A 20738-nucleotide genomic window follows, 5' to 3' on the forward strand; every position below is an offset into this window, starting at 1 on the left:
GTACCGGTCGTGGCGTTCCACGAGGAGGCGCAGCCCCGTGTAGCGGTACCGGAAGTGCTTGCCCGCCCCGAGATCCACGGGCGCGTCCAGCCCGCGCGCCCCGAGGAACAGCGGACGGGCCGTTACGAGTACCAGGTGGGCTGCGGCAGCTCGCCCGTGAGCACGAAGCGGCCGACCTCACGGCGCTTGTAGGCGACGGGGTCGTGGAGCGTGTGCGTACGGATGTTGCGCCAGAAGCGGTCCAGTCCCTCGGTGGTGGCCGTGGAGCGGGCGCCGGTGACTTCGAAGACCCGGTTCGCCACCTCCAGGGCCACGTCCGTTGCCCGCGCCTTCACGGCGGCGACGCGCACCTCGTGCTCGCCCCGCGTCTGCTCGGTCACCGCATCGGGATCCGAGTGCAGTTCCCAGCCCTCCTCGGCCACCTGGTCGGCCAGCGCCTCGGCCGCCCACAGCTTCGCCGTCAGGTCCCCGTAGACGTCGATCACGTACGGCTCGTCGACGGCCTGGTCGTGGCCCCCGTGCAGCCAGGAGCGGGACTTCGTACGGGTGTAGGTCCGCGCGGTCTCCAGGGCGCCGGCCGCGATCCCCAGATAGAAGTGCGCGAACACCAGCTGGATCGTGGGCACGTTGAGCGTGTTGTAGACCCGCGGTTGGAATGACTTGTCGACATATCCGGCCGCCGCGCTCCACGGGACGCGCACCTCGTCGATCGACACGCTGCCGCTCTCGGTGAGCCGCTGGCCGATGTTGTCCCAGTCGTCGTAAAAGGTCAGGCCCGCGCTGTCGGACGGCACGATGGCGAAGACGTGGTCGCCCTCGGGGTTGTCGGGCCCGACGCTGCCCTCCAGGACGCCTTCCAGCACGGTGACGTCGGAGACCTTGCTGCCGGTGGAGAACGACTTGCGGCCGGTGAACGTGAGCGTCTCGCCCTCGTCCCGTACGGCCACGTCGTTGTCGCGCGGGTTGACGGCGCCCCCGAAGAACCAGCGGTTGCGGGCGGCCTCGGCCTCGACGTGCTCCCACTGCTCCTGAGTGCCTACCAGCCGCGCCGCCCAGTTCCACAGGTAGTGGTAGCCGAGCAGCTGCCCGATCGAGCCGTCGGCCTTGGCGACCTCGCGGATCACCCGGTACGCGGTCGGCCAGTCCTGGCCGCCCCCGCCGTGCTCGGCCGGCCCCAGCAGGGTGACCAGCCCGGACTCCTTGAGGAGCCGGACCTCCTCGTAGGGCGTGGCGCCGGCCCGGTCCCGGGCCGCGGCGTCGGTCGCGAGGACGGCGGCGACCTCGGCGGCGCGGTCGATCCAGGCCTCCGGAGTGGCCGGCGCGGGACGCTGCTGCCAGTCGGTGTGTGCGGCGGTGCTCATACCAGTACTCCTTCGGTGCGGGTCTTGTCCTGGGCTTCCAGTTCGCGCACGAGCGGCAGCACCCGCTCGCCGAAGTACTCGACCTCCTCCAGGTAGTGCAGGAAGCCGAGCAGGAAGAGGTCCACGCCGAGCCGCTTGTAGGCCACGATGCGCTCGGCGATCTGCTCCGGGGTGCCGATCAGCCCCGTACGGAATCCGTCGTTGTACTGGACGAGGTCCTCGAACGAGGAGTCCTGCCACATGCCCTTGCCGTCGCTGGTGGAGCTGCCCGCCTGCTGGACGGCCCGGCCGAAGCCGTGGACGGCCTCGGTGTCCGCCTTGGCGACGATCTCGCGCAGCACCTCCTGGGCCTCCTTCTCGGTGTCCCGGGCGATCAGGAAGCCGTTGAGGCCGAATTTGGGGGCAGTACGGCCGGCGGCCGCGGCGGCCGCCCGGACGTCGGTGAGCTGCTCGGTGACCCCGTCGAAGTCCTTGCCGTTGCTGAAGTACCAGTCGGAGACCCGGCCGGCCATCGCGCGGGCCGCGCTCGAATTGCCGCCCTGGAAGATCTCCGGGTGCGGCCGCTCCGCGCTGTTCAGGGGCTTCGGCTTCAGCGAGAAGTCCCGGATCCGGTAGAAGTCCCCGGCCAGTTCGGCGTGGTCCTCGGTCCACACCGACCGCAGGGCGCGGATGAACTCCTCCGCGCGCCGGTACCGTTCGTCGTGCTCCAGCCAGGGCTCGCCGAGCGCGGTGAACTCCTGCTTGAACCAGCCGCTGACGACGTTTACGGCGAACCGGCCACCGGAGAGGTGGTCGGCGGTGGCCCCGAACTTGGCGAGCACACCCGGGTGCCACAGCCCGGGGTGGACCGCGGCGATGACCTTCAGGCGCTCGGTGGCGAGCAGCAGCGCCAGGCTGAAGGAAGTGGACTCGTGCTGGTTCTCGGCGCCGTAACTGGCCATGTAGCGGACCTGGCTGAGCGCGTACTCGAAGCCGTTGTCCTCGGCGAGCCGGGCGAGCTTGCGGTTGTATGCGTAGCCCCAGTCGGTGCGCTGTTCGATGGTGCTGGTGACCAGGCCACCGCTGACGTTGGGCACCCAGTAGGCGAACCGCGCCGGATCACCGGCGGGCTGCGGAACTCGGTCGGATGCGGACATGGAAGAACTCCGGAGGGGTGGAAAAGGCAGAGGGTCGGGGAGTGATATGCGAGGAAAACTTCTCCGGGCAGGCGGAATTACCGGACGCATTTCCGGCACGGTAAATGCGTGGCAGGCCTACGCGAATGAGGGTGTCCGGCGCGCGGGCATGCGTGAGACGTCACGCGTATGCGGCGCGCGGAGACGCGGAATCACCGGATCGGTGCAGGTCCGCGGAGTGGGAGGGCGCTCAGGCCGAACGGCTACACAGGGCGCTGGAGACCCTGACGAGGTCGACGTGGCGCCGCTCCGTCAGGCACTCCGCCGGGCGCTGGGCCGGCTTCTGTCGGGGCTTCATCAACACGTCACCTCCCAGCAACATTTCGTTCGCATCGGGCCGTAATGGCCTCGGGTGTGCCCAGAGAATTTCCGGCGGCACTGCCGGGGAGTTTACCTCGGAACACCGCAAGATCGATACCCCCTCCGCAAGCGGAAATGCAACCGGCGGGCCGGGTACGGAAAATGGGCCGGGAAGAGAATTCCCGGCCCATCGTCGCGCGCTCGCGTACGGAAGGAAATTTCGCACACGGAAGGCGCCACCCGGCGTGCACGGTGGTGCCGTTCGCCTGCTCAGCCGCCGGCGGCCGTGCCGCGCGGACGGCAGGTCATGAACAGCCGCCCGGGGCCGAGCGTGCCCCTGACCTGAACGCGCAGGGTCGCGCCGGGGTCGGGCTGCACGCTCCAGCGGGCGCAGACGCTGGCCAGCGCCATGGTCATCTCGACCAGCGCGTACTGATCGCCGATGCACTTGCGGTTGCCGCCGCCGAACGGCACGTGGGCCCCTCGGGGGCAGTCGCCGCTCCCTTCGAGCCAGCGGTCGGGGTCGAAACGCTCGGGGTCGGGGAACAGGTCGGGCCGGTGATGGAGGAGGTAGGCGCTGTACAGGAGGGCCGTGCCCGCGGGGAGCCGGTGCCCGGCGAGCGTGGTCTCCGTAGTGGTGACGCGGGTGAAGAACCAGCCCGGTGGGTACATCCGCAGCACTTCGTGGACGACGCGTCGCGTGTAGTCCAGCCCGTCGAGGTCGGCCGGGGTGGCGGTCCGCCCGGCCAGCGTCCTGTCCACCTCGTCGTGCACCCGCTTCTCGGCCTCCGGATGCTGGCTGAGCAGCCAGAAGGCGAACGCCAGCGAATTGGCCGTGGTCTCGAAGCCGGCGCCGCTCATCACCACGAGCTGGTCGCGGATGTCCTTGTCCGACAGCGGCTCGCCGGTGTCCTCGTCGCGCGCCTCCAGGAGCATGGCGACCAGGTCGTCACCTCCGGGCGAGGCGCGTCGCTCGGCAATGATGCCGTCGATGGCCCGGTGCAGCCGGGTGCAGGCGCTGCGGTAGCGGCGGTTCCCGGGGGTGGGCAGGCGGTAGAGCGGGCCGAGGGGCAGCATCACCCGCTGGTAGATGCCGTCGATGACGGTGTGCAGGCTGTGCTGCACGTCGGCCACGGCCTCGTCCTCGGCCTCCGCGGCGAGCACGCTGCGGGTCACGATGCGCAGCGTCAGGGTGGTCAGGGAAGCCGTGAGATCGAACCGCATACCGGGCCGCCAGCCGGCGGTCATCCGGTCGATCTCCTCGCCCATGACCCCGGCGTACGCATCGATCCGCTCGGGCTGGAAGGCGGGCTGCATCTGCCGGCGCTGCCAGCGGTGCTCCCGCCAGCCGGCCATCGGCAGGCTGCTGCCGAAGAGCACCCGCGCCTTGTCGAAGAACGGCCCGCCCTTGTCGAAGGTGCGGGAGTCGGTGAGCATCCGGTGGGCCGCCTCCGGCCCGCAGACGACATAGGCCGGGTAGGGACCCATACCGATCCGTACGAGGTCGCCGTGGGCCGGCAGGGAGGACAGGAACTCCAACGGGCGGGAATGGAGCTGCCAGGCGTGGCCGAGCAGCGGCCAGGCGCCGGGGGCCGCTCCCGTACGAGGGAGCGGGGTCGTGGTGGTCACAGCGGGACACCTCCGGGGAACGAGCCAGGCTCTGAGCTCTGGTGGCCCCGAATATCCTCCCTCCCGGCACGGCCGGTAACCCGGCGCAAAGTAGCCCGCGACGGCGCGTCGGTGCCGTGTGCAACGTCGCGTGGCGCGGAGGCGCGGGAACGTCCCATGCTGCGGAGACGGCCCGCGGCTGAGACTCCGGGAAGTGTGCGGGCGCTCCGTCGGCAGTCGGGACGCTCGGTCCCTCTAGCGGCCGAGGATGTCCGTCGCCAGCGGGGCACGCTGCCGCCACAGGTCGATCGTCGGCGCCATCATCGGGCCGAGTTCGGGCATCGAGGGCACCACCGCCAGCGCTCCCACGATCTGCAGCAGCCGCGCCCGCTCCATGACGTCCAGCAGCGAGCGGTCCAGAGGGCGCCCGCTCACCCGCTCGTACTCCGCGACGGCGCGCGGCGCCACCAGGGCCAGATCCCACTCCACCGGGCCGCGCGTGGCGTCCTCGAAGTCGCTGAAGAGGTGCCCGTCGGCGGTCCGCAGGAGGTTGTACGACGGTCCGTCCCCGTGCAGCGCCTGTATGCGTGCTTCGGGGAAGTGGCCCGGCAGGTCGGCCACAAGGGCTTCGAGGACCGCGTACTCCTGCTCCGCACGGTCCAGTTCGGCCGTGGTGAGCCCCTGCGGGTCCGTCCGCAGCGCTTCCAGAAGCGGTGCGATCGTGGGCACCAGAGGGGAAAGCACCGGCAGGTCGCCCGGATAGCGGGCGAGGAGGTCGTGCAGCTCCACGGCCCAGCCCGTCTGCTCGACGAAGCGGTCCTCCAGAGCCTCCATACCGTCCGCCGCGACCTCCCGCATCGGGTCCTTCTCGTCGACGTACTCCCAGAAGACGAGCGACCTGCCGTCGCACTCGACGGGCTCCCGCGGCACCAGGGGGCTGGGCCGTACGACCGGCGCGCCCGCGTCGGCCAGCCAGCCCACCATGTCCAGTTCGCGCCGCTGCTTGGCCGCCAGTTCCTCGACCGGCATCAGGGCGAGCGACGGTACGCGCACCACCACCGGGTGCGGTGCGAGGTGCACCAGTACGTTGAACATGTCGTGCAGAACACGCGGCTCGTCCGCCCGCAGGCCCAGCCGGCGCCCGGCTCTGACCGCGATGTCCACGGCGCGCTCGGCGCGTTCGCTGAGAGGGGTACCGGCAGGGTCCGGCTGGGGATTCGCCATGGGCCGATCATGAGGGTTGCCGGGGCGGGTGTCGACGCAATTTCGGCGGAATGGTCGTGGTGTTGGACCCGCCGGTATGCGGCCAGTGTGCTCCTACGGAGCCGGCGGGGTGCGCCTACGGAGTCGGCGGGAGCCGGGGCCGAGGGCCTGCGTTTGCCCGGCCCCCGGGTCCCGCTCTCCGTCTACTCCGTGGCGTGCTCCTCGGCCGTTCCGGTGAGGGACGCCAGTGCCGCCGCCGGGTCCTCGTCGGGCGGGCCCGACGGCAGCCAGCGCCCCTGCTCCTTGCGGTACGGCCACCAGCGTCCGTCCCGGCCCAGCCGCAGTTGCGTGCCGGAGCCGACCACCGTCCAGCGGTTGCGCGTGGCCCGCATACGGGGCCGGTCCGCCTCGTCGTCCCAGGCGGCGGCGAGCCCGTTGGTGGCGCGAGCCAACTCCTCGGCTCCGGGCGTCCACTCCTCCTCCAGCACCGCAAGCGCCGCGGGGCCGCCCTGCCGCCAGGCCCGTACGGCAGCCGCGAGGCTCTTGGCGTCCCGCCCGGAGCCCGCGGCCAGCCGCGCGGCGACCGTGGCGGGCGGCCCGGCCGCCGCGAGTCGCACCGCGTCCTCGGAGACCGTCGGCCCGGCCGCCGGCGGGGTGTCGGCGTGCCCACCCGACAGCGCCTCGGCGAGGTGCCTCCTGGCCCGCTCTGCGGTGTCCCCGATCAGGAACTCCAGTGCCGGTACGTCGATCCCGGGAGCGGGCGGGGTGCCGCCGCCCAGCGCCGGCACGGCACCCACACTCTCTACCCGGGGTGGTGGCGCCGGCAGCGGGGCCGGGTCCTTCTGAGCCGCGAACGCCTCTGCCGCCGCCACACCGGACTCGGCAGCCGTTGCGCCTTCGGGTGCCTCGGCCCCTTCCGGCACGTAGGCCTGCGCGCGTGCCGCGCTCCGTCCCTGGAGTTCGCCGAGCAGCTCTTCTTCGCCGCGCCCGCGCAACAGGAGCAGCACGAACGGATCCTGGTCCAGCAGCCGCGCCATCTGGTAGCAGAGCGCCGCGGTATGGGCACAGTGGTCCCACGCCTCACAGTCGCAGGACGGCTCCAGATCCCCGATGCCGGGGAGCAGTTCGATGCCGGCCGCCGCCGCGTCCTCGACGAGCTGGGGCGGCATGTCGCGGTCCAGCAGCGCCGCGATGTGCCCCGCCCGGTCGGCGACCAGGTCCAGCAGGCGGTCCCACTCCGCTGCGTCCAGCTCCTGGACCAGCACGTCCGAACGGTGCGCGGTGCGGTCGCGGTCCTGCACGACGGCGGTGATGCGGCCCGGCCGTACGGACACCGCGCCCACGGCACCCGCACGGGCGTGCCGGCGGCCCAGCTTCAGTTGCTGGGTGTCCAGCGCGGTGTCCTCCAGCGCCTTCAGCCAGGCCTGCCCCCACCAGGTGCGCGCGAAGCCGCGCCCATGGGCGGGCGGCAGCGCTTCGAAGGTCCGCGCGTCGCGGTAGGTGTCGTCCTCGTCGCTGTGGAAGTCGCTCATCGTTCGCCCCCTCGGAGCTCCACCAGCTCCGCCAGTTCCGCGTCGGTCAGTTCGGTGAGTGCGGCCTCGCCCGCCCCCAGTACCGCGTCCGCGAGCCGCTGCTTGCGGGCGAGCATGTCGGCGATCCGGTCCTCCACCGTGCCTTCGGCGATCATGCGGTGCACCTGCACCGGCCGGGTCTGTCCCATCCGGTGGGCGCGGTCGGTGGCCTGTGCCTCGACGGCGGGGTTCCACCAGCGGTCGAAGTGCACGACGTGCGAGGCCCGGGTGAGGTTCAGCCCCGTGCCCGCGGCCTTCAGGGACAGCAGGAAGACCGGTACGCCGCCGTCCTGGAAGCGGCGCACCATCTCCTCCCGCCGCGCGACGGGGGTGCCACCGTGCAGCAGCTGAGCGGCCACCCCGCGTGCCGCCAGGTGCGCCTCCAGAAGCCGCGCCATCCGTACGTACTGCGTGAAGACCAGCACGCCGGCCCCCTCGGCGAGCAGCGTGTCCAGGAGCTCGTCCAGTAGCTCGACCTTGCCCGAGCGCTCCGCGAACCGCCGTGCACGCTGCCCGTCGGTGCCGTCCTCTTTGAGGTACTGCGCGGGGTGGTTGCAGATTCGCTTCAGCGAGGTCAGCAACTTGACGACCAGGCCGCGGCGGGCGAACCCGTCCGTTCCGGCGATGTCGGCCAGCCCTTCGCGCACCACCGCCTCGTACAGCCCGGTCTGTTCCGCCGTGAGTGCCACCGCACGGTCGGTCTCGGTCTTGGGCGGCAGCTCGGGCGCGATGCCCGGATCGGTCTTGCGGCGGCGCAGCAGGAACGGCCGCACGAGCCGGGCCAGCCGCTCGGCAGCGGCCGGGTCGGCGCCGCCCTCGACGGCCAGGGCGTACCGCGTGCGAAAGCGGCTCAGGGGCCCCAGGAGGCCCGGCGTGGTCCAGTCGAGGATCGCCCACAGCTCGGAGAGGTTGTTCTCCACCGGGGTGCCGGTCAGCGCGATCCGGGCCCGGGCCGGCAGCGTCCGCAGCTGCCGTGCGGTCGCGGAGAACGGATTCTTCACGTGCTGGGCCTCGTCGGCAACGACCATGCCCCAGTGCACGTCGGCCAGTTTCCCGGCATCGATCCGCATCGTGCCGTACGTCGTGAGCACGAACTCGTCGTCCGCCAGGTCCGAGAGATCACGCTGCCCCGCGTGGAAGCGGCGCACGGGCGTACCGGGTGCGAACCTCGCGATCTCGCGCTGCCAGTTGCCCATCAGCGAGGTCGGGCAGACCACCAGCGTCGGGCCGGCGTCCGCCGCGTCCGCCCGGCGGTGCAGATGGAGCGCGATCAGCGTGATCGTTTTGCCCAGCCCCATGTCGTCGGCCAGGCAGCACCCGAGGCCGAGCGACGTCATACGGTGCAGCCAGCCCAGTCCGCGCAACTGGTAGTCGCGCAGCGTCGCGGTGAGCGCGGCGGGCTGCGAAGGCGTGTCGTCCCCGGAGCGCTCGGGATCGGCGAGCCGGTCGCGCAACTCTCGCAGCAGGCCGGACGCCTGCACCTCAAGCTGCTCGCCGTCTCCGCCGTCGACCGTCCCCGTGAGCGCCGCGCCCAGCGCGTCCATGGGCGCGACCTTCCGCTCCTGCCTCTCGTGCGCGGTGCGCAGCGCTTCGGGGGCGACGAGCACCCACTGGTCCTGCAGCCGTACGAGGGGCCGCCCGGCCTCCGCCAAGCGGTCCAGCTCGGCCCGGCTGAGCTCGTGCTCTCCGACGGCGAACCGCCAGCTGAACGACAGCAGCGCATCGGCCGACAGCAGGGACGGCAGCGAGGACTCGGTGCGGTCCTGCGCCGCGTCCGTGGAGTCCGCCGCTTCCGATGGGCCCACGACGGCACGTGTGGTCAGGCTCCGGGCGAGACTCTTGGGCCAGTGCACCTGGACCCCTGCTGCCGCGAGTGCCCGGGCCCCGGGGCCGAGCAGTTCGCCGATCTCCTCCTCGGCGAGGTCGAGGGTGTCCGGTACGGCGGCGGAGAGCAGCGGGGACAGCGGCGCCCACGCGGAGGCGGCGCGCCGCAGAGTGAGCAGCGAGTCCGTACGCGCGCGTGCCCCGAAGGCCCGCCCCGCGGGAGAGTCACCGGCCCACACCTCGGAGACGTCGGCGACCAGCGTCGGGTCGGTCAGGCTGTGCAACTGGAGCACGGCGGTGAACCGGGGACGGCCGGGCGAGTCACCTGTGGCGCCGGAGAACCTCTCCCTGCGGTTGCCGGAGGGCCTGTCCTGGGCGATGGCCGCCGCGTCCGCAGCGCTGTCGTCCGCGGCGTCGTCCAGCCCCGAGACCTCGATCCGGAGCGACAGGCGCACCCCGGCGTCGTGCCCCGCTGCCACATCGGCCGCCCAGGCCCGCTGCTCGGGGAGGTACTGCGGGAGCGCCGCCGCGTACGCCGGCCCGCCCAGCGCCGTCTCGGCCGCGGGCGAACGCGGCAGCCCGTCGGCCACGGCGTCCAGGAACGAGCGCAGCAGCCGTTCCGGCTCGGGCAGCCGCACCGGGTCGCTCCCGGGGAGCGGCGTGGCGTGCGCGTACGGAGGCATCACGGCCGACAGCTCCCGTATGCGGGCCAGGTCGGACGGTTCGAGGGGGCCGCACCGCCAGGCGTCGTGATCGCCCGGGCTCAGCCCGGGGAGCAGCTTGCCGCGCGCCACCAGGTGCAGAGCGATGAGGGAGGCGGCGCCCCAGAAGGCCGCGGCCGGGTGCGCTGTACGGGAGTCGCGGGCCCGGGTCAGTACGGGGAGCGCGGCGCCGACGGGCAGCAGGAGGGCGGGCACCTCCCGGGTGAGGACCCGGCCTCCTTCGGAGGGGAGGGCCACGGTCAGTTCCTCCAGGGCCGCGCCGTCCGGAGGGGAGTCCTCGGACAGCGGCTCACCGTCCGGTCGCCAGAACGCGATCCGCCCCGTACGCGGTGGATCACCTGGCACGTAAGTGGCGGCGCACCGGGGGAGGCCGGCGATCCGGTCGAGGCTGAGCGCGGGAAGGACTGGCACGTGCCGTCGGCTCCTCAAGTTTGACTACCTGCCGTTGGAGCGGCCGAGGGTACAGCACGATCCGGGCTTGCGTGGAACCTCCGGCGCCGATCCGGCGTTCAATGGAAGACAACGGACGCGGCATCCGCCGCGGAAAGGTCGTGAAGGATGTCCACTCGTGCGAAGGTCGCCGTCGGAGGTGTGGCGGCAGGCGTGATCCTGCTGTGGCTGCTGCCGTTCTGGGCGGCGTTGCTGGTCATGATCGGGGTTCCGGCGATCGCCTATCTGACGCTGGACCCCTCGCAGCGGCGTCGGCTGCGCCGCGTCTCCCGCAAGGAGCTGGGCCGCTGAACGCCCCGGGCGCCTCGGAGACGGGCCGAGCGTCCCGCGGGCAGGGCCCGGGTGATCCGACCGTCTGAGGACCCGGAGCCCGGCGGGAGGACAGCACCGGGGCCCGGCCACGGCTGCGCGTGTCCGGCGATCCGGCCGGCCGGGATGCCGAGCGGCGGCCACGCCTCGTAGGGGCACGGGGCCGGGATGCGGCACGTGGTCCACCGAGGGGCGAGCCGCGCCGCGCGCCGAGCTGCCTCAGGCCGGCCGGGCCGCCATCGCGTCCAGCGACTGCAGCAGACCGGGGAGCTCCGGGCCGCGGCCCACCGGCAGGACCTCGCCCGGCTCGTCGTCCAGCAGCACGAAGGCGATGTCGTCGGTCCGCGCGACCATGCTCCAGCCCGGCCCGTCCACCCGTAGCGTGCGGGCCTCACCGGCGGCGAACGACGAGCGCACCCGCCCGGGCGGCGGAGGCTGCTGCACGTACCCCCGCGCCTCGTCCAGCACCCGGCGTACCCCCGGGTGCGGCTTGGTACCGGGCTCGACGAAGGTGACCTCGCCGTCGACCTGCTCGCGCCACGCGGCCCACTGCAGCGCGATCTCGTCCGCGCCGAGGCGCCGTTGGGCCGGCCCCCACTCCAGCGCGTCCGGCGGCGTCAGCGGCTCCGGATCGCCCTCTTCCGGCGCCGGGTCGTGCGGCGCCGGCACCCCGGGTGCCGCCACCGCGAGCGCGAGCGGCCAGCCCGGGAGCGCGGCGACGATGCTGTTCTCGTCGGGGGAGAGGTCGTACTCCATGCCGCAGTCCCAGGCGGCTATCGCGCAGGCGACCAGGGTGACGTCCTCCGTCGCGACGGTCCAGCGCGCACCCCGGCCGTCCTGCCCGAGCACCAGCCCGTAACCCTCTTCGTACGGCTCCAGGCGCAGCTTGGCGCAGACCTCGGGATAGTCGTCACCCAGCACACTCGGGAACTGCCCGGGCGTCAGCAACACGGCCGTCAGTACGAACAGCTGGTCGTCATCGACCTCGCCGACGTCGCTGCCGTCGCCGACTGCGCCCTCCGTCGCGGACACTCGGGCCTCCCACTCGCTCGCGGCCGGAAAAAGCTGCCGACCACACAGATCATGTTGTCGGCGCACCTTAATTGGCCGGACAGGCGCTTGTCACGGCCTCGGTGCCCGCTTCCGGTGGGAGCCGGTACCGCTCAGGCGGCCGGCAGGCTGAGCAGGTCCCTGGCCACCTCGTGCGGCGACTGGCGGCGCTCCCGTGCGAGCGCGATCAGCGCACGGCAGGCCAGTTCATTGATCCCGAAGGCGAGCGCCTCCGGCGACACCCAGCCCGCCGCCTCGGCTTCCCGGTCCTCGTCCCCTTCTGCGCACGCCGCCACGTGCGCGGCGGCCGCTTCGAAGAGGTTGTGCGGGCCCTTCTTGCCCGGTTCCGGACGCGGCTCTCTGGGACCGAACATGTTCTGGGGCAGGCGGGACCGGAGTCTACGGAGGAGGTCGGTCATCATTCCCCCATCGGGTGAAGAGGTGTGCGGCCTTCCAAGTCTCCCCTGTCCACGTACTGTTGGACCTTCCTCGACGAAAGGGACGGTGCTCTCGTGGGGCGTTACGACCTGCTCAAGGAGATCCAGCGGCTGGACCCGGAAAAGGACTACCTGCGGATCTTCCGCATCACTGTGACGCACGAGTTCCCATGGGATGTCACCAGAGCGCTTGAACTCGCCCTCTACCGGACGTACGCCGTACCCAGCATCGGCCGTCTGCTCGCACGGACCGGCGAGATGACCGAGCGTACGCAGAAGCGCTACGACGACACCGCGCTCCTACTGGACTCGGTTGTCGAGCACGGCTTCGAGACCGAGGACGGCCGCACGGCCATCCGGCGCATCAATCAGATGCACCGCAGCTACGACATCAGCAATGACGACATGCGCTATGTGCTGTGCACGTTCGTGGTCGTACCGAAGCGCTGGATCGACCAGTACGGCTGGCGGCGCCTGTGCGAGCACGAGAAGCGCGCGATGGCGGCGTACTACCGGAGGCTCGGCGAGCACATGGGGATCAGCGAGGTGCCCCGGACCTACCAGGAGTTCGAACGCTGCCTGGACGACTACGAACACGAGCACTTCGGATGGGACGAGGGCGGCAGGCGGGTCTCCGACGCCTCGCTCGACCTGATGGCCGGTTGGTACGGCCCGCTGGCCCCTGTAGTGCGCGCCGCCAGCATGGCGCTGCTGGACGACGCTCTGCTGGAGGCGTTCCGCTACGAGCGGCCGCACCCGGCGGTCCAGGGGGCCGTGCGCGGCGCGCTGCGGCTCCGGGCCAAGGCCGTCCGTCTGCTGCCGCCGCGCCGTACACCGCACTACGCCCGGCAGAACCCGGAGATCAAGGGCTATCCGAACGGCTACCGCATCGCCGAGCTCGGTACCTTCCCCGAGGGGCGGCGGAGCGGCGCGGGATGCCCGGTGCCGCACACCCGCGGCGCGGCGACGCCGTGAGCGGGGTGCGCCTCCGCCGGGGCAGGCGCACTCCCGATGCGCGGTCAGCTCTGCCGTACGGCCAGCGCCAGGTAGCGCGAGTCCTCGTCCTCGTACCGGACGAGCTCCCAGCCGCTGCCGGCCAGCATCGGCCGCAGGTTCGGTTCCGCACGCAGGTCGTCCGGGGTGAGCGGGCGTCCCTTACGGGTGGCGAGGGCGGCCCGGCCGACCGGATGGAAGAGCGCCAGCCGCCCTCCCGGCCGGACCACCCTGGCCAGTTCGGCGAGGTCGCGGGCCGGGTCCCCCAGATGTGAGATTAGCCCGGCCGCGAAGACCGCGTCCAGCACGCCGTCGCGGACCGGCAGCGCCGAGACGTCCGCGCGCAGCAGGGCCGCCTCCGCGTCCCGTCCGGCCCGTACGGCCGCTTCCAGCATCTCCGGTGTGAGATCGGCCCCGAGCACCACGCCGGACGCTCCTACGGCCGCACGCAGCGCCGGCAGCGCCCGCCCCGTGCCGCATCCGGCGTCCAGCACACGGTCGCCCGCCCGCAGGCCCAGCTCCGCGACGCCCGCGGCGTACGCCGGCCCGTCGTCGGGGAAGCGGGCGTCCCAGTCCCGCGCCCGCTGCCCGAAGAACTCCCGTACGTCGTGCGACCCGTGGCCGGAGCGGTCACGGCCACCGCCCGCCCGGGTGCTGTCACTGAATTCGCTCATGGTGACGACATGATCCCTCATGGGCCGGTCGGTGTGGTGCTCCGTGGCCCACAACGACCGGAACATCCGTACGGCGCGCACGTTCGGGCAAAGGCCGATCGGGCGCTGGCAAGGCGCGTCAAATGACAGCACTTCTCAACCGCGTGCCCGGTGTGTCGTCCCAGCAGGTCTAGCGTCCCCGTCCCGGAGCCATGGGACACCTGGACGACGCCGCCCCCGGCCGGCCCCCTACCGGTCGCGGAGCACACGGGGAACGGAAGGGCCGCGCCCGCCGCCCCCGTACGGTCCGCGCCCGCCTCGTCCGCCTGCTCATCGTCCCCCTCGTGGCCCTCCTCGTGCTCCTGGGGGCCGTGACGGCCGACGCGTTGAAGGAAGCGTCGGCAGCAAGCCGGGCGCAGCACATCGATGTCGAGATCCGCGTTCCCCTGCATGAGCTGGTGCGTGCGCTCCAGGAGGAACGCCGGGCGGCCGTCGCCTACCTGGCGGCTCCCACCCGGACCCGTGAAGGCGCCTTCGCGAGGCGCGCCGGGAAGACCACGAGGACCGCGGCACGGCTGCGGCTCGACGGCCGGCACAGGGGCGGGGAGGGCGCCCGGCTCCCGAACCGCGCGGCGGACCGCCTGGCGGCCTTCACCGCAGGCCTGGACGCCGTGCGGAAGCAGCGCCGACCGACGACCGAACGCTCCCTCACCTGGCCGCAGGCGTACGGGCGCTACACATCGGCCGTCGCGTCGGCTCTCGCCCTCGACGCGACACTGGGCGGCGCGGCGGCCGCCCCGCTGCTGACCCGGGCCCGCGAACTGCTCGCCCAGGAGGAAGCCGTCCTCACCGCCGCCGACCTCACCGGCACGCTCGACAAGGAAGAGCAGCGGTCGTTCACCGGCACGGTGGCGGCGCGGCGCCTCATGGAAGGCGTCGCCACAGAGCGCCTGCCCGACGACGCGGCCTCGGAATGGCGCACGATCGCTGCAGGCAGGGCGCATGCCGATGTGCGCACCGTGGAGAACGCGGTGAGTACCGCAGCCCCGGGACGTGACGCGGCACGGGCCGCCCCGGGTGGCCGCTGGCAGCCCTCCTACGAGGCGCTGCAGCGCGATCTGAACGACTTCGAGAAGGACGTGACCACGGGAGTCACAGATCGCCATGGCCCCTCCGTGTACGGAGTTCCGGCCTCCACGGGAGCGGCCATCGGGCTCGGCCTCTTGGCGCTCGTCCTCTCCTCGGTCGTCTCCGTACGGGTCGGCCGCGGCCTGACCGGGGACCTCACCGCGCTGCGTGACGAGGCGCTCGACATGGCCCGGCGGGATCTCCCGGATACGCTGCGAGAAGCTCACCAGGGACGGCAGGCCGGCGCTCCCGCCGAGGCTGCCGGTGACTCCCAGGACCCGCCCGCGGCCGACTCCTCGGGCACGCCCACCGCCGACGAGACCAGCCAGGTCCGAGCGGCGCTGGAGAGCGTGCGCCGGGCAGTGCGGGACGAGGCGGTGGAACATGCCGCAGCGGCCGACGCCGTCAACGGTGTCTTCGTGAACCTCGCCCGCCGCAGCCAGGTGCTCCTCCACCGCCAGCTCGCCCTCCTGGACAGCATGGAGCGCCGCTCCCAGGATCCGGCCGAACTCGGCGACCTCTTCCGGCTCGACCACCTCACCACCCGTATGCGACGCCACGCGGAGAGCCTGATCATCCTGTCCGGCGCCGCCCCGGGACGCGCCTGGCGGTCACCGGTACCGCTCACGGATGTCGTGCGCGCCGCGGTCTCGGAGATCGAGGACTACGCGCGCATCGAAGTGCGGCGCCTCCCCGCCGGCGCGGTACCGGGCGGTGTGGTCGCCGACCTCACCCATTTGCTGGCCGAGCTCATCGAGAACGCCGCACAGTTCTCGCCCCCGCACACCAAGGTGCGGGTGCATGGCGAACAGGTCGGCACCGGCCACGTACTGGAGATCGAGGACCGCGGACTCGGCATGGCGGAGGAAGCGCTGGAGGAGGCCAACCGCCGCATCGCGCAGACCGGAACGACCGCCCCTGCCGACAGCGACCGGCTGGGCCTCTTCGTGGTGAGCCGGCTGGCCACCCGGCACGACGTACGCGTGGTGCTGCGCCCCTCGGTGTACGGCGGCACGACGGCGGTGGTCCTGCTGCTGAACGCCCTCGTGCACGGTGCCGAGCCCCCGGAACGCATCGACTCGGCCCCCGGCCCGGTCCTCGACGCACCACTGGAACGCGTACGGGCACATGTCGGACGCCGCGCCGACCGCGCACTGGAGCCACCGGCGAACGAGACCGCGGCGGCCTCGCCCGACGGTACGGACGGCCTTCCGCGCCGCATACGGCAGCGCAGCCTGGCCGGGCGGCTGCGCCAGCCGCTTCCTGCGGAGACGGGCCCGCTGCCCGAGGAGGGGCCCACGGTCTCCCCGGAGCAGGCACGTACCCGGATGACCGCCTATCGCCAGGGCTGGGCACGCGGTTCCACGAAGGGAGAACCCTGATGCACGAGGAACGAGCGAGTCACGCACGACCGAGCCCCAGGGACCGCCTCAGCCGGTTGCTGGACGATCTGACAGCCCGGGTGCCGGAGGTCCGGCACGCGGTGGTGCTCGGCTGCGACGACGTGGTCGCCGGCGCCTCCGGCTCGTTGCTGCGGGAGGATGCGGATCATCTGGCGGCCGTCGCCTCGGGATTCCACAGCCTGGCCAGGGGTACGGGGCGGCACTTCTCCTCCGGAGAGCTGCGCCAGACGATGGTGGAGATGGAGAGCGGCTACCTGGTCGTCGCCGCGGTCGGAGACGGCGCGTGCCTGGCGGTGCTGAGCGCGCCGGGTGCCGACGTCGGGGTGGTCGCCTACGAGACGGCGTCCCTCGTCCAGGGGGTGGCGGAACACCTGCGCCCCGCGTCGCACTTCGCCCCAGGAGCCGGGCGACAGCCGTGACGGGCGGGGCGACTGTGATCCAGTTCACCGAATCACCCCGCGCCGCGGCACAAGAGAGGTTACGGTCCTGCCGTGTGACTCCCGGGGGACGTGCGACGGCCCACCGGAACGCTCCACCGAAGCCGGCCGGTCCCGGCGCACGCCGGACCCCGGAACCCATGAACGCGAGCACCCTCACCCGCGCGCATTCCTGACGCGCCCATCGCTTCCTGGAGGACAAGTACCGATGGATCCCGTGGACGCGCACTCCGAAACGGTGCGGGACGAGGCCGACATGGCCTTGAAGATCCTGATAGCGGGCGGCTTCGGAGTCGGGAAGACGACCCTGGTCGGGTCGGTCAGCGAAATCCGTCCGCTGCGCACGGAGGAGTACCTCAGCGAAGTGGGGGAGGCGGTGGACGACACCCGCGGTGTCGACCGCAAGGCCACCACCACGGTGGCGATGGACTTCGGCCGGATCACCATCAGGCAGGGCCTGTCGCTGTACCTCTTCGGGACGCCCGGGCAGGACCGCTTCTGGTTCCTGTGGGACGACCTCTCCGCGGGTGCGCTGGGCGCCGTCGTCCTCGCCGACACCCGAAGACTGGCGGACTGCTTCCCGGCCGTGGACTATTTCGAGAACCGCCGGGTGCCGTTCCTCGTGGCCGTCAACTGCTTCCCCGGCGCGCGCGACTACGGTGCGGACGACGTGTCACGGGCGCTGGACCTGGACAACGGTACGCCGGTGGTGCTGTGCGACGCCCGTGACCGCGACTCCGGGAAGGAAGTCCTCATCCGGCTGGTCGAGCACGCGGGGCGGATGCACACGGCCCGCATGCTCGACACGGCGAGCCGGCCGTAGTCCCCCGGGGGCAGGCCGGGCTCAGTCCGCGATCTCCGCCAGCGCCACCGCCTTGTCGACATGGACCCGCACCAGCAGCTCCCCGGCCACGCCGTTGCGTGCCCCGTACTCCTCGGCGCGGTCCTCGCCCATGTAGCGCGCGGCGATCCGGGTCGCCCAGGCACGTACCTCCGACAGTTCCTCGCTCACCCGCGCTCGCCCTTCGAGCACGACGAAGTCGAACGGCGGCCGGTCGTCGTCCACGCACAGGGCCAGCCGGCCGTCCCGAATCAGGTTCTGCCCCTTCACCGTCTTCGCGCCGGTGTTGAACACCACGTCGTCGCCGTCCAGCAGGAACCACACGGGGGCCACGTGCGGCCTCCCGTCGGTCCGTACGGTCGCCAGCTTGCCCGTGCGGGTGCCGGCGGAGACGAACGTCTGCCACTCGTCCTTGGTCATCTTTCGCGCCATGGGGTCATCCTGCGGTATCCGGCCCGTGAGCGGCAGGAGGACGCGCGTCGACGTGTCCGGGCCGCTTGCCGAGACGGCAGAGGTGAGCGAGGCTGACACAGCGGCGCGCGACAGGTGGTGCCGCAGCCCAGTAGGTAGCACGGTGTTACGGGGAGGAAGCGGGAATGGCACTGAGCAGCGGACTGGACTGGCTGCTGGACGACCTGACACGACGCGTCGATCAGGTGCGGCACGCTCTTGTGCTCTCCAACGACGGCCTGGTCACGGGGGCGAGCGAAGGGCTGGCGCGGGAGGACGCCGAACATCTGGCGGCGGTCGCCTCCGGGTTGCACAGCCTGGCCAAGGGATCCGGACAGCAGTTCCGGGCGGGCCGGGTACGGCAGACCATGGTCGAATTCGACGACGGGGTGCTGTTCGTGACGGCGGCGGGCGACGGCAGTTGCCTGTGCGTGCTGTCCGAGGCCGAATCCGACCTGGGGCAGATCGCGTACGAAATGACGCTGTTGGTCAACCGGGTCGGTGAACATCTCGCGGTGGCGGCGCGGCAGCCGGAAAGTTATCCACAGGTCTGAGGCGGGGGTTGACCCGCTGTCACACTCCGCGGCTACAGTCGTGACTGTCAGTAATTGAACTGTAGCGGGGGAGAAGTGACATGACCGTGAGGTATGAGTACTCGGAAACGCTCGCGATGGGGCGGGCGGCCCGGGAACTGGGTTTGAAAACCGGCGAGTTCGAGCTCGCCGTGCAGCTCGACGAGGTAGGTACGGTACCGCCGGGGCCGGGCGACGCGTCCGGCCGACGGCGGGTGCCGGCGGCGGAGATCGCGCGACTGCAGGAAGAAAGGGGATTCCCCGACACCCTGCGTGAGCGGATCCGGGTCGTCGGCGCGACGGAGGGCGCCGCGCTGATGGGCATCGCTCCCGGTAGGTTTCTGCGCTTGGCCCGGGCGGGATGCTTCGGCCCTGTCCGCTTTTACGTGAACCGCTACGGCGCGATCGTGTGGCAGTACCTGGCAGCCGAGCTGTCGGCCTTCGCCGGCAAGGAATGCAGCCTCATCCACGGCCCCACGCCGCCGCCCATGCGGGCGTTGCTCTGCTCCGGCCAGGACTGGCGGGGCAGGCTGTGGCGGAGCCGGCGCGTGGCGCAGCTGGTGACGGAAGCGGACGGGTCCTGGGCGGTGTCGGCGGTGATCGCCGCCGTGCTGCCGCCGGAGGAGCTGGCGGCACTCGTACGCGACCCGGCCGAGCGGATCTGGCTGCGCAAGCTCAGGCCTTGCCTCTCGTCCGCGGGTGCGAACACGACCCGCACCCGTGCGGCCGTCGAACGGGCCGAGACGGCGGAGGAGTTCGACGAGGTGATGTGGTACCGCATCAGCCTCTCCCGGCAACTCGACGCAGTCCGCCGGGAACACCCGGCCCCGGCCCTGCCCCCGTCCGCGGCGGTGCCGTCCGTCGCGGGTGCCGGGAGCGGTGGTGAGGGGCAGGTCGAGCAGGTCGATGAACCCACCGAGGTCGGTGAAGCCGTCGAGGCTCAGGACTCCGGAGGGGGCAGGACCCCCGTAGAGGACAGGGCCCCGGCCTCCGAAATCAAGGGCGATGTCCGCGGGCTGCCGGCTCCCGCCACCGTGCCCTCGCCCCGGGCCCGCCTCATCCGGGCCCGAACGGGTCCCGGCGCCCAGTCCCCGGCCGGCACCCGCCCCAGGGCGGCGGTCACCGGAGGCGGCCCCGCGCGGCACGGTGCCTTCCTGACCCGCCGTGCTCGCGCCTCCTCGGGCCGGGCCCGGGTTCAGTCGCCCAGCTTCCGGAAGAGTCCTTCCTGGACCACGGAGACGAGCAGTCTGCCCTCGCGGTCGTAGATCCGGCCGCGGGCCAGGCCCCGGGCGCCCGTCGCGATGGGCGATTCCTGGTCGTAGAGGAACCACTCATCGGCACGGAACGGCCGGTGGAACCACATCGCATGGTCGAGGGAGGCCATGTCGAAACCGCGCGGGCCCCACAGCGGTTCGATCGGGATCCGCACGGCATCCAGCAGCGTCATGTCGCTGGCGTAGGTCAGCGCGCAGGTGTGGACGAGCGGGTCGTCACCAAGCGGCCCGACCGCCCGCATCCATACGGCACTGCGCGGCTCCGCCCCCTCGATCTCCTCCGGCCGCCACCGCAGCCGGTCGACATAGCGGATGTCGAAGGGCTGGCGGCGGGCCATGCGTTCCAGTGCCTCGGGCAGTCCGCCCAGATGCTCGCGGACCTCTTCGGCGACCGTGGGCAGCTCCTCGGGGGGCGGTACCACCCGGCCGATCGGAAGCTGATGCTCGAACCCCGGTTCGGGCTTATGAAAGGAGGCGGTCAGATTGAAGATCGTGCGCCCCTGCTGGACGGCCACGACCCGGCGCGTGGTGAAGGAACGCCCGTCCCGCACCCGCTCCACCTGGTACACGATGGGCACCCCGGGCCGGCCCGGCCGCAGGAAGTACGCGTGCAGCGAGTGCACGGGGCGGTCGCCTTCCGTGGTCCGCCCGGCGGCCACCAGCGCCTGCCCGGCGACCTGGCCGCCGAAGACGCGCTGCAGCGATTCCTGGGGGCTGCGCCCGCGGAAGATGTTCACCTCGATCTGTTCCAGATCGAGCAGGTCCACCAGCTTTTCTGCCGGACTGGTCATCTACGGGTGCCCTTCATCGGAGTGGGGGAGCGGTCGGAGCAGAGGCCTTCGGTCGGATCGGTGCGGTGACCGCCGGCCGGTCGTGGGCGAACGCCCACCTCGATGATCGGGCGCGGCAGTGGCGAGGCGTACCAGCTCGGCTTCTCCGGCCAGGGCTTCGTGGTCGTACAGCCCAGCGAGGACAGC

19 protein-coding genes and 1 pseudogene are annotated in these 20738 nt (G+C 72.2%); 8 read left to right on the forward strand and 12 right to left on the reverse strand.

The features are described from left to right. Positions 1–122: 122 nt before the first annotated feature. The 7 genes from ABZ840_RS37200 to ABZ840_RS37230 all read right to left on the reverse strand — a co-directional run bounded on the left by ABZ840_RS37200 (position 123) and on the right by ABZ840_RS37230 (position 10175). Positions 123–1361 carry an acyl-CoA dehydrogenase family protein gene (locus ABZ840_RS37200; protein ID WP_361568361.1) on the reverse strand — a complete coding sequence of 413 codons (1239 nt, stop codon included), beginning with the start codon at positions 1359–1361 and terminating at the stop codon, positions 123–125. Continuing rightward, entirely contained in the window at positions 1358–2497 is a 1140-nt protein-coding gene (sfnG, locus tag ABZ840_RS37205) for a dimethylsulfone monooxygenase SfnG (protein ID WP_361568364.1), read from the reverse strand. Before sfnG ends, ABZ840_RS37200 begins: the two co-directional genes overlap by 4 nt. Before the next feature lie 229 nt (positions 2498–2726). Further along, entirely contained in the window at positions 2727–2858 is a 132-nt protein-coding gene (locus tag ABZ840_RS37210) for a putative leader peptide (RefSeq protein ID WP_361568414.1), read from the reverse strand. Positions 2859–3106: 248 nt separating this feature from the next. After that, positions 3107–4465 carry a cytochrome P450 gene (locus ABZ840_RS37215; protein WP_361568367.1) on the reverse strand — a complete coding sequence of 453 codons (1359 nt, stop codon included), beginning with the start codon at positions 4463–4465 and terminating at the stop codon, positions 3107–3109. 234 nt (positions 4466–4699) lie between these two features. Further along, positions 4700–5668 (reverse strand): aminoglycoside phosphotransferase family protein, encoded by a 969-nt coding sequence (locus ABZ840_RS37220; protein ID WP_361568370.1) that lies wholly within the window; start codon positions 5666–5668, stop codon positions 4700–4702. A 182-nt stretch (positions 5669–5850) separates the two neighbouring features. Further along, positions 5851–7179, reverse strand: coding sequence for an SWF or SNF family helicase (locus ABZ840_RS37225; RefSeq protein ID WP_361568373.1), 1329 nt, complete (start codon positions 7177–7179; stop codon positions 5851–5853). After that, positions 7176–10175: a DEAD/DEAH box helicase gene (locus ABZ840_RS37230; RefSeq protein WP_361568376.1), complete on the reverse strand. Its 3000-nt coding sequence runs from the start codon at positions 10173–10175 to the stop codon at positions 7176–7178. The genes ABZ840_RS37225 and ABZ840_RS37230 overlap by 4 nt, the downstream gene beginning before the upstream one ends. 147 nt (positions 10176–10322) lie before the next feature. Between ABZ840_RS37230 and ABZ840_RS37235 the strand changes: the two genes are divergently transcribed. Continuing rightward, the gene (locus ABZ840_RS37235; protein WP_361568379.1) at positions 10323–10505 is read left to right on the forward strand and encodes a hypothetical protein; all 183 of its coding nucleotides are present in this window, start codon (positions 10323–10325) and stop codon (positions 10503–10505) included. Between the two features lie 237 nt (positions 10506–10742). Here ABZ840_RS37235 and ABZ840_RS37240 read toward each other — a convergent pair whose 3' ends face one another. Then, positions 10743–11555: a hypothetical protein gene (locus tag ABZ840_RS37240; RefSeq protein ID WP_361568382.1), complete on the reverse strand. Its 813-nt coding sequence runs from the start codon at positions 11553–11555 to the stop codon at positions 10743–10745. Between the two features lie 131 nt (positions 11556–11686). Next, positions 11687–11947, reverse strand: a complete 261-nt coding sequence (locus ABZ840_RS37245; RefSeq protein ID WP_361568384.1) for a hypothetical protein — start codon at positions 11945–11947, stop codon at positions 11687–11689. 138 nt (positions 11948–12085) lie between these two features. Between ABZ840_RS37245 and ABZ840_RS37250 the strand changes: the two genes are divergently transcribed. Further along, positions 12086–12985 (forward strand): oxygenase MpaB family protein, encoded by a 900-nt coding sequence (locus ABZ840_RS37250; protein WP_361568387.1) that lies wholly within the window; start codon positions 12086–12088, stop codon positions 12983–12985. Between the two features lie 44 nt (positions 12986–13029). On the opposite strand, the gene ABZ840_RS37255 is transcribed toward ABZ840_RS37250, so the two are convergent. After that, the gene (locus ABZ840_RS37255; protein ID WP_361568390.1) at positions 13030–13677 is read right to left on the reverse strand and encodes a methyltransferase domain-containing protein; all 648 of its coding nucleotides are present in this window, start codon (positions 13675–13677) and stop codon (positions 13030–13032) included. A 191-nt stretch (positions 13678–13868) separates the two neighbouring features. On the opposite strand from ABZ840_RS37255, the gene ABZ840_RS37260 reads away from it, so the two are divergent. The 3 genes from ABZ840_RS37260 (at position 13869) to ABZ840_RS37270 (ending at position 17447) form a co-directional block, all read left to right on the forward strand. Then, positions 13869–16166 (forward strand): nitrate- and nitrite sensing domain-containing protein, encoded by a 2298-nt coding sequence (locus ABZ840_RS37260; RefSeq protein WP_361568393.1) that lies wholly within the window; start codon positions 13869–13871, stop codon positions 16164–16166. Next, entirely contained in the window at positions 16166–16606 is a 441-nt protein-coding gene (locus ABZ840_RS37265) for a roadblock/LC7 domain-containing protein (protein ID WP_361568396.1), read from the forward strand. The genes ABZ840_RS37260 and ABZ840_RS37265 overlap by 1 nt, the downstream gene beginning before the upstream one ends. Before the next feature lie 226 nt (positions 16607–16832). Next, entirely contained in the window at positions 16833–17447 is a 615-nt protein-coding gene (locus tag ABZ840_RS37270; protein ID WP_361568399.1) for an ATP/GTP-binding protein, read from the forward strand. A gap of 21 nt (positions 17448–17468) precedes the next feature. Here the strand turns inward: ABZ840_RS37270 and ABZ840_RS37275 are convergent, their stop codons facing one another. Further along, positions 17469–17897 carry a PPOX class F420-dependent oxidoreductase gene (locus ABZ840_RS37275; protein WP_361568402.1) on the reverse strand — a complete coding sequence of 143 codons (429 nt, stop codon included), beginning with the start codon at positions 17895–17897 and terminating at the stop codon, positions 17469–17471. Positions 17898–18061: 164 nt separating this feature from the next. Here ABZ840_RS37275 and ABZ840_RS37280 point away from each other — a divergent pair, with 164 nt between their 5' ends. Further along, a complete protein-coding gene (locus ABZ840_RS37280; protein ID WP_361568405.1) occupies positions 18062–18469 on the forward strand; it encodes a roadblock/LC7 domain-containing protein in 408 nt (135 codons plus the stop codon). An 80-nt stretch (positions 18470–18549) separates the two neighbouring features. Beyond that, positions 18550–19752, forward strand: coding sequence for a DUF6397 family protein (locus ABZ840_RS37285; RefSeq protein ID WP_361568408.1), 1203 nt, complete (start codon positions 18550–18552; stop codon positions 19750–19752). On the opposite strand, the gene ABZ840_RS37290 is transcribed toward ABZ840_RS37285, so the two are convergent. After that, entirely contained in the window at positions 19683–20552 is an 870-nt protein-coding gene (locus ABZ840_RS37290) for an acyl-CoA thioesterase II (protein WP_361568411.1), read from the reverse strand. The two genes, ABZ840_RS37285 and ABZ840_RS37290, sit on opposite strands and share 70 nt — an antisense overlap. A 96-nt stretch (positions 20553–20648) precedes the next feature. Between ABZ840_RS37290 and ABZ840_RS37295 the strand changes: the two are divergent. Next, positions 20649–20738: pseudogene (locus tag ABZ840_RS37295) on the forward strand (AIM24 family protein); the annotation flags it as partial.

Source organism: Streptomyces sp. NPDC047117 (assembly GCF_040643545.1).
Lineage (GTDB): Bacteria > Actinomycetota > Actinomycetes > Streptomycetales > Streptomycetaceae > Streptomyces.

What these genes read in the sequence shown, in the direction of transcription:
- ABZ840_RS37270 (WP_361568399.1), top strand. Translation starts at nt 16,833, where the DNA reads ATGGATCCCGTGGACGCGCACTCCGAAACGGTGCGGGACGAGGCCGAC.
- ABZ840_RS37210 (WP_361568414.1), bottom strand. Translation starts at nt 2,858, where the DNA reads ATGTTGCTGGGAGGTGACGTGTTGATGAAGCCCCGACAGAAGCCGGCC.
- ABZ840_RS37235 (WP_361568379.1), top strand. Translation starts at nt 10,323, where the DNA reads ATGTCCACTCGTGCGAAGGTCGCCGTCGGAGGTGTGGCGGCAGGCGTG.
- sfnG (WP_361568364.1), bottom strand. Translation starts at nt 2,497, where the DNA reads ATGTCCGCATCCGACCGAGTTCCGCAGCCCGCCGGTGATCCGGCGCGG.
- ABZ840_RS37255 (WP_361568390.1), bottom strand. Translation starts at nt 13,677, where the DNA reads ATGAGCGAATTCAGTGACAGCACCCGGGCGGGCGGTGGCCGTGACCGC.
- ABZ840_RS37285 (WP_361568408.1), top strand. Translation starts at nt 18,550, where the DNA reads ATGACCGTGAGGTATGAGTACTCGGAAACGCTCGCGATGGGGCGGGCG.
- ABZ840_RS37220 (WP_361568370.1), bottom strand. Translation starts at nt 5,668, where the DNA reads ATGGCGAATCCCCAGCCGGACCCTGCCGGTACCCCTCTCAGCGAACGC.
- ABZ840_RS37200 (WP_361568361.1), bottom strand. Translation starts at nt 1,361, where the DNA reads ATGAGCACCGCCGCACACACCGACTGGCAGCAGCGTCCCGCGCCGGCC.
- ABZ840_RS37225 (WP_361568373.1), bottom strand. Translation starts at nt 7,179, where the DNA reads ATGAGCGACTTCCACAGCGACGAGGACGACACCTACCGCGACGCGCGG.
- ABZ840_RS37265 (WP_361568396.1), top strand. Translation starts at nt 16,166, where the DNA reads ATGCACGAGGAACGAGCGAGTCACGCACGACCGAGCCCCAGGGACCGC.
- ABZ840_RS37260 (WP_361568393.1), top strand. Translation starts at nt 13,869, where the DNA reads ATGGGACACCTGGACGACGCCGCCCCCGGCCGGCCCCCTACCGGTCGC.
- ABZ840_RS37290 (WP_361568411.1), bottom strand. Translation starts at nt 20,552, where the DNA reads ATGACCAGTCCGGCAGAAAAGCTGGTGGACCTGCTCGATCTGGAACAG.
- ABZ840_RS37275 (WP_361568402.1), bottom strand. Translation starts at nt 17,897, where the DNA reads ATGGCGCGAAAGATGACCAAGGACGAGTGGCAGACGTTCGTCTCCGCC.
- ABZ840_RS37245 (WP_361568384.1), bottom strand. Translation starts at nt 11,947, where the DNA reads ATGTTCGGTCCCAGAGAGCCGCGTCCGGAACCGGGCAAGAAGGGCCCG.
- ABZ840_RS37280 (WP_361568405.1), top strand. Translation starts at nt 18,062, where the DNA reads ATGGCACTGAGCAGCGGACTGGACTGGCTGCTGGACGACCTGACACGA.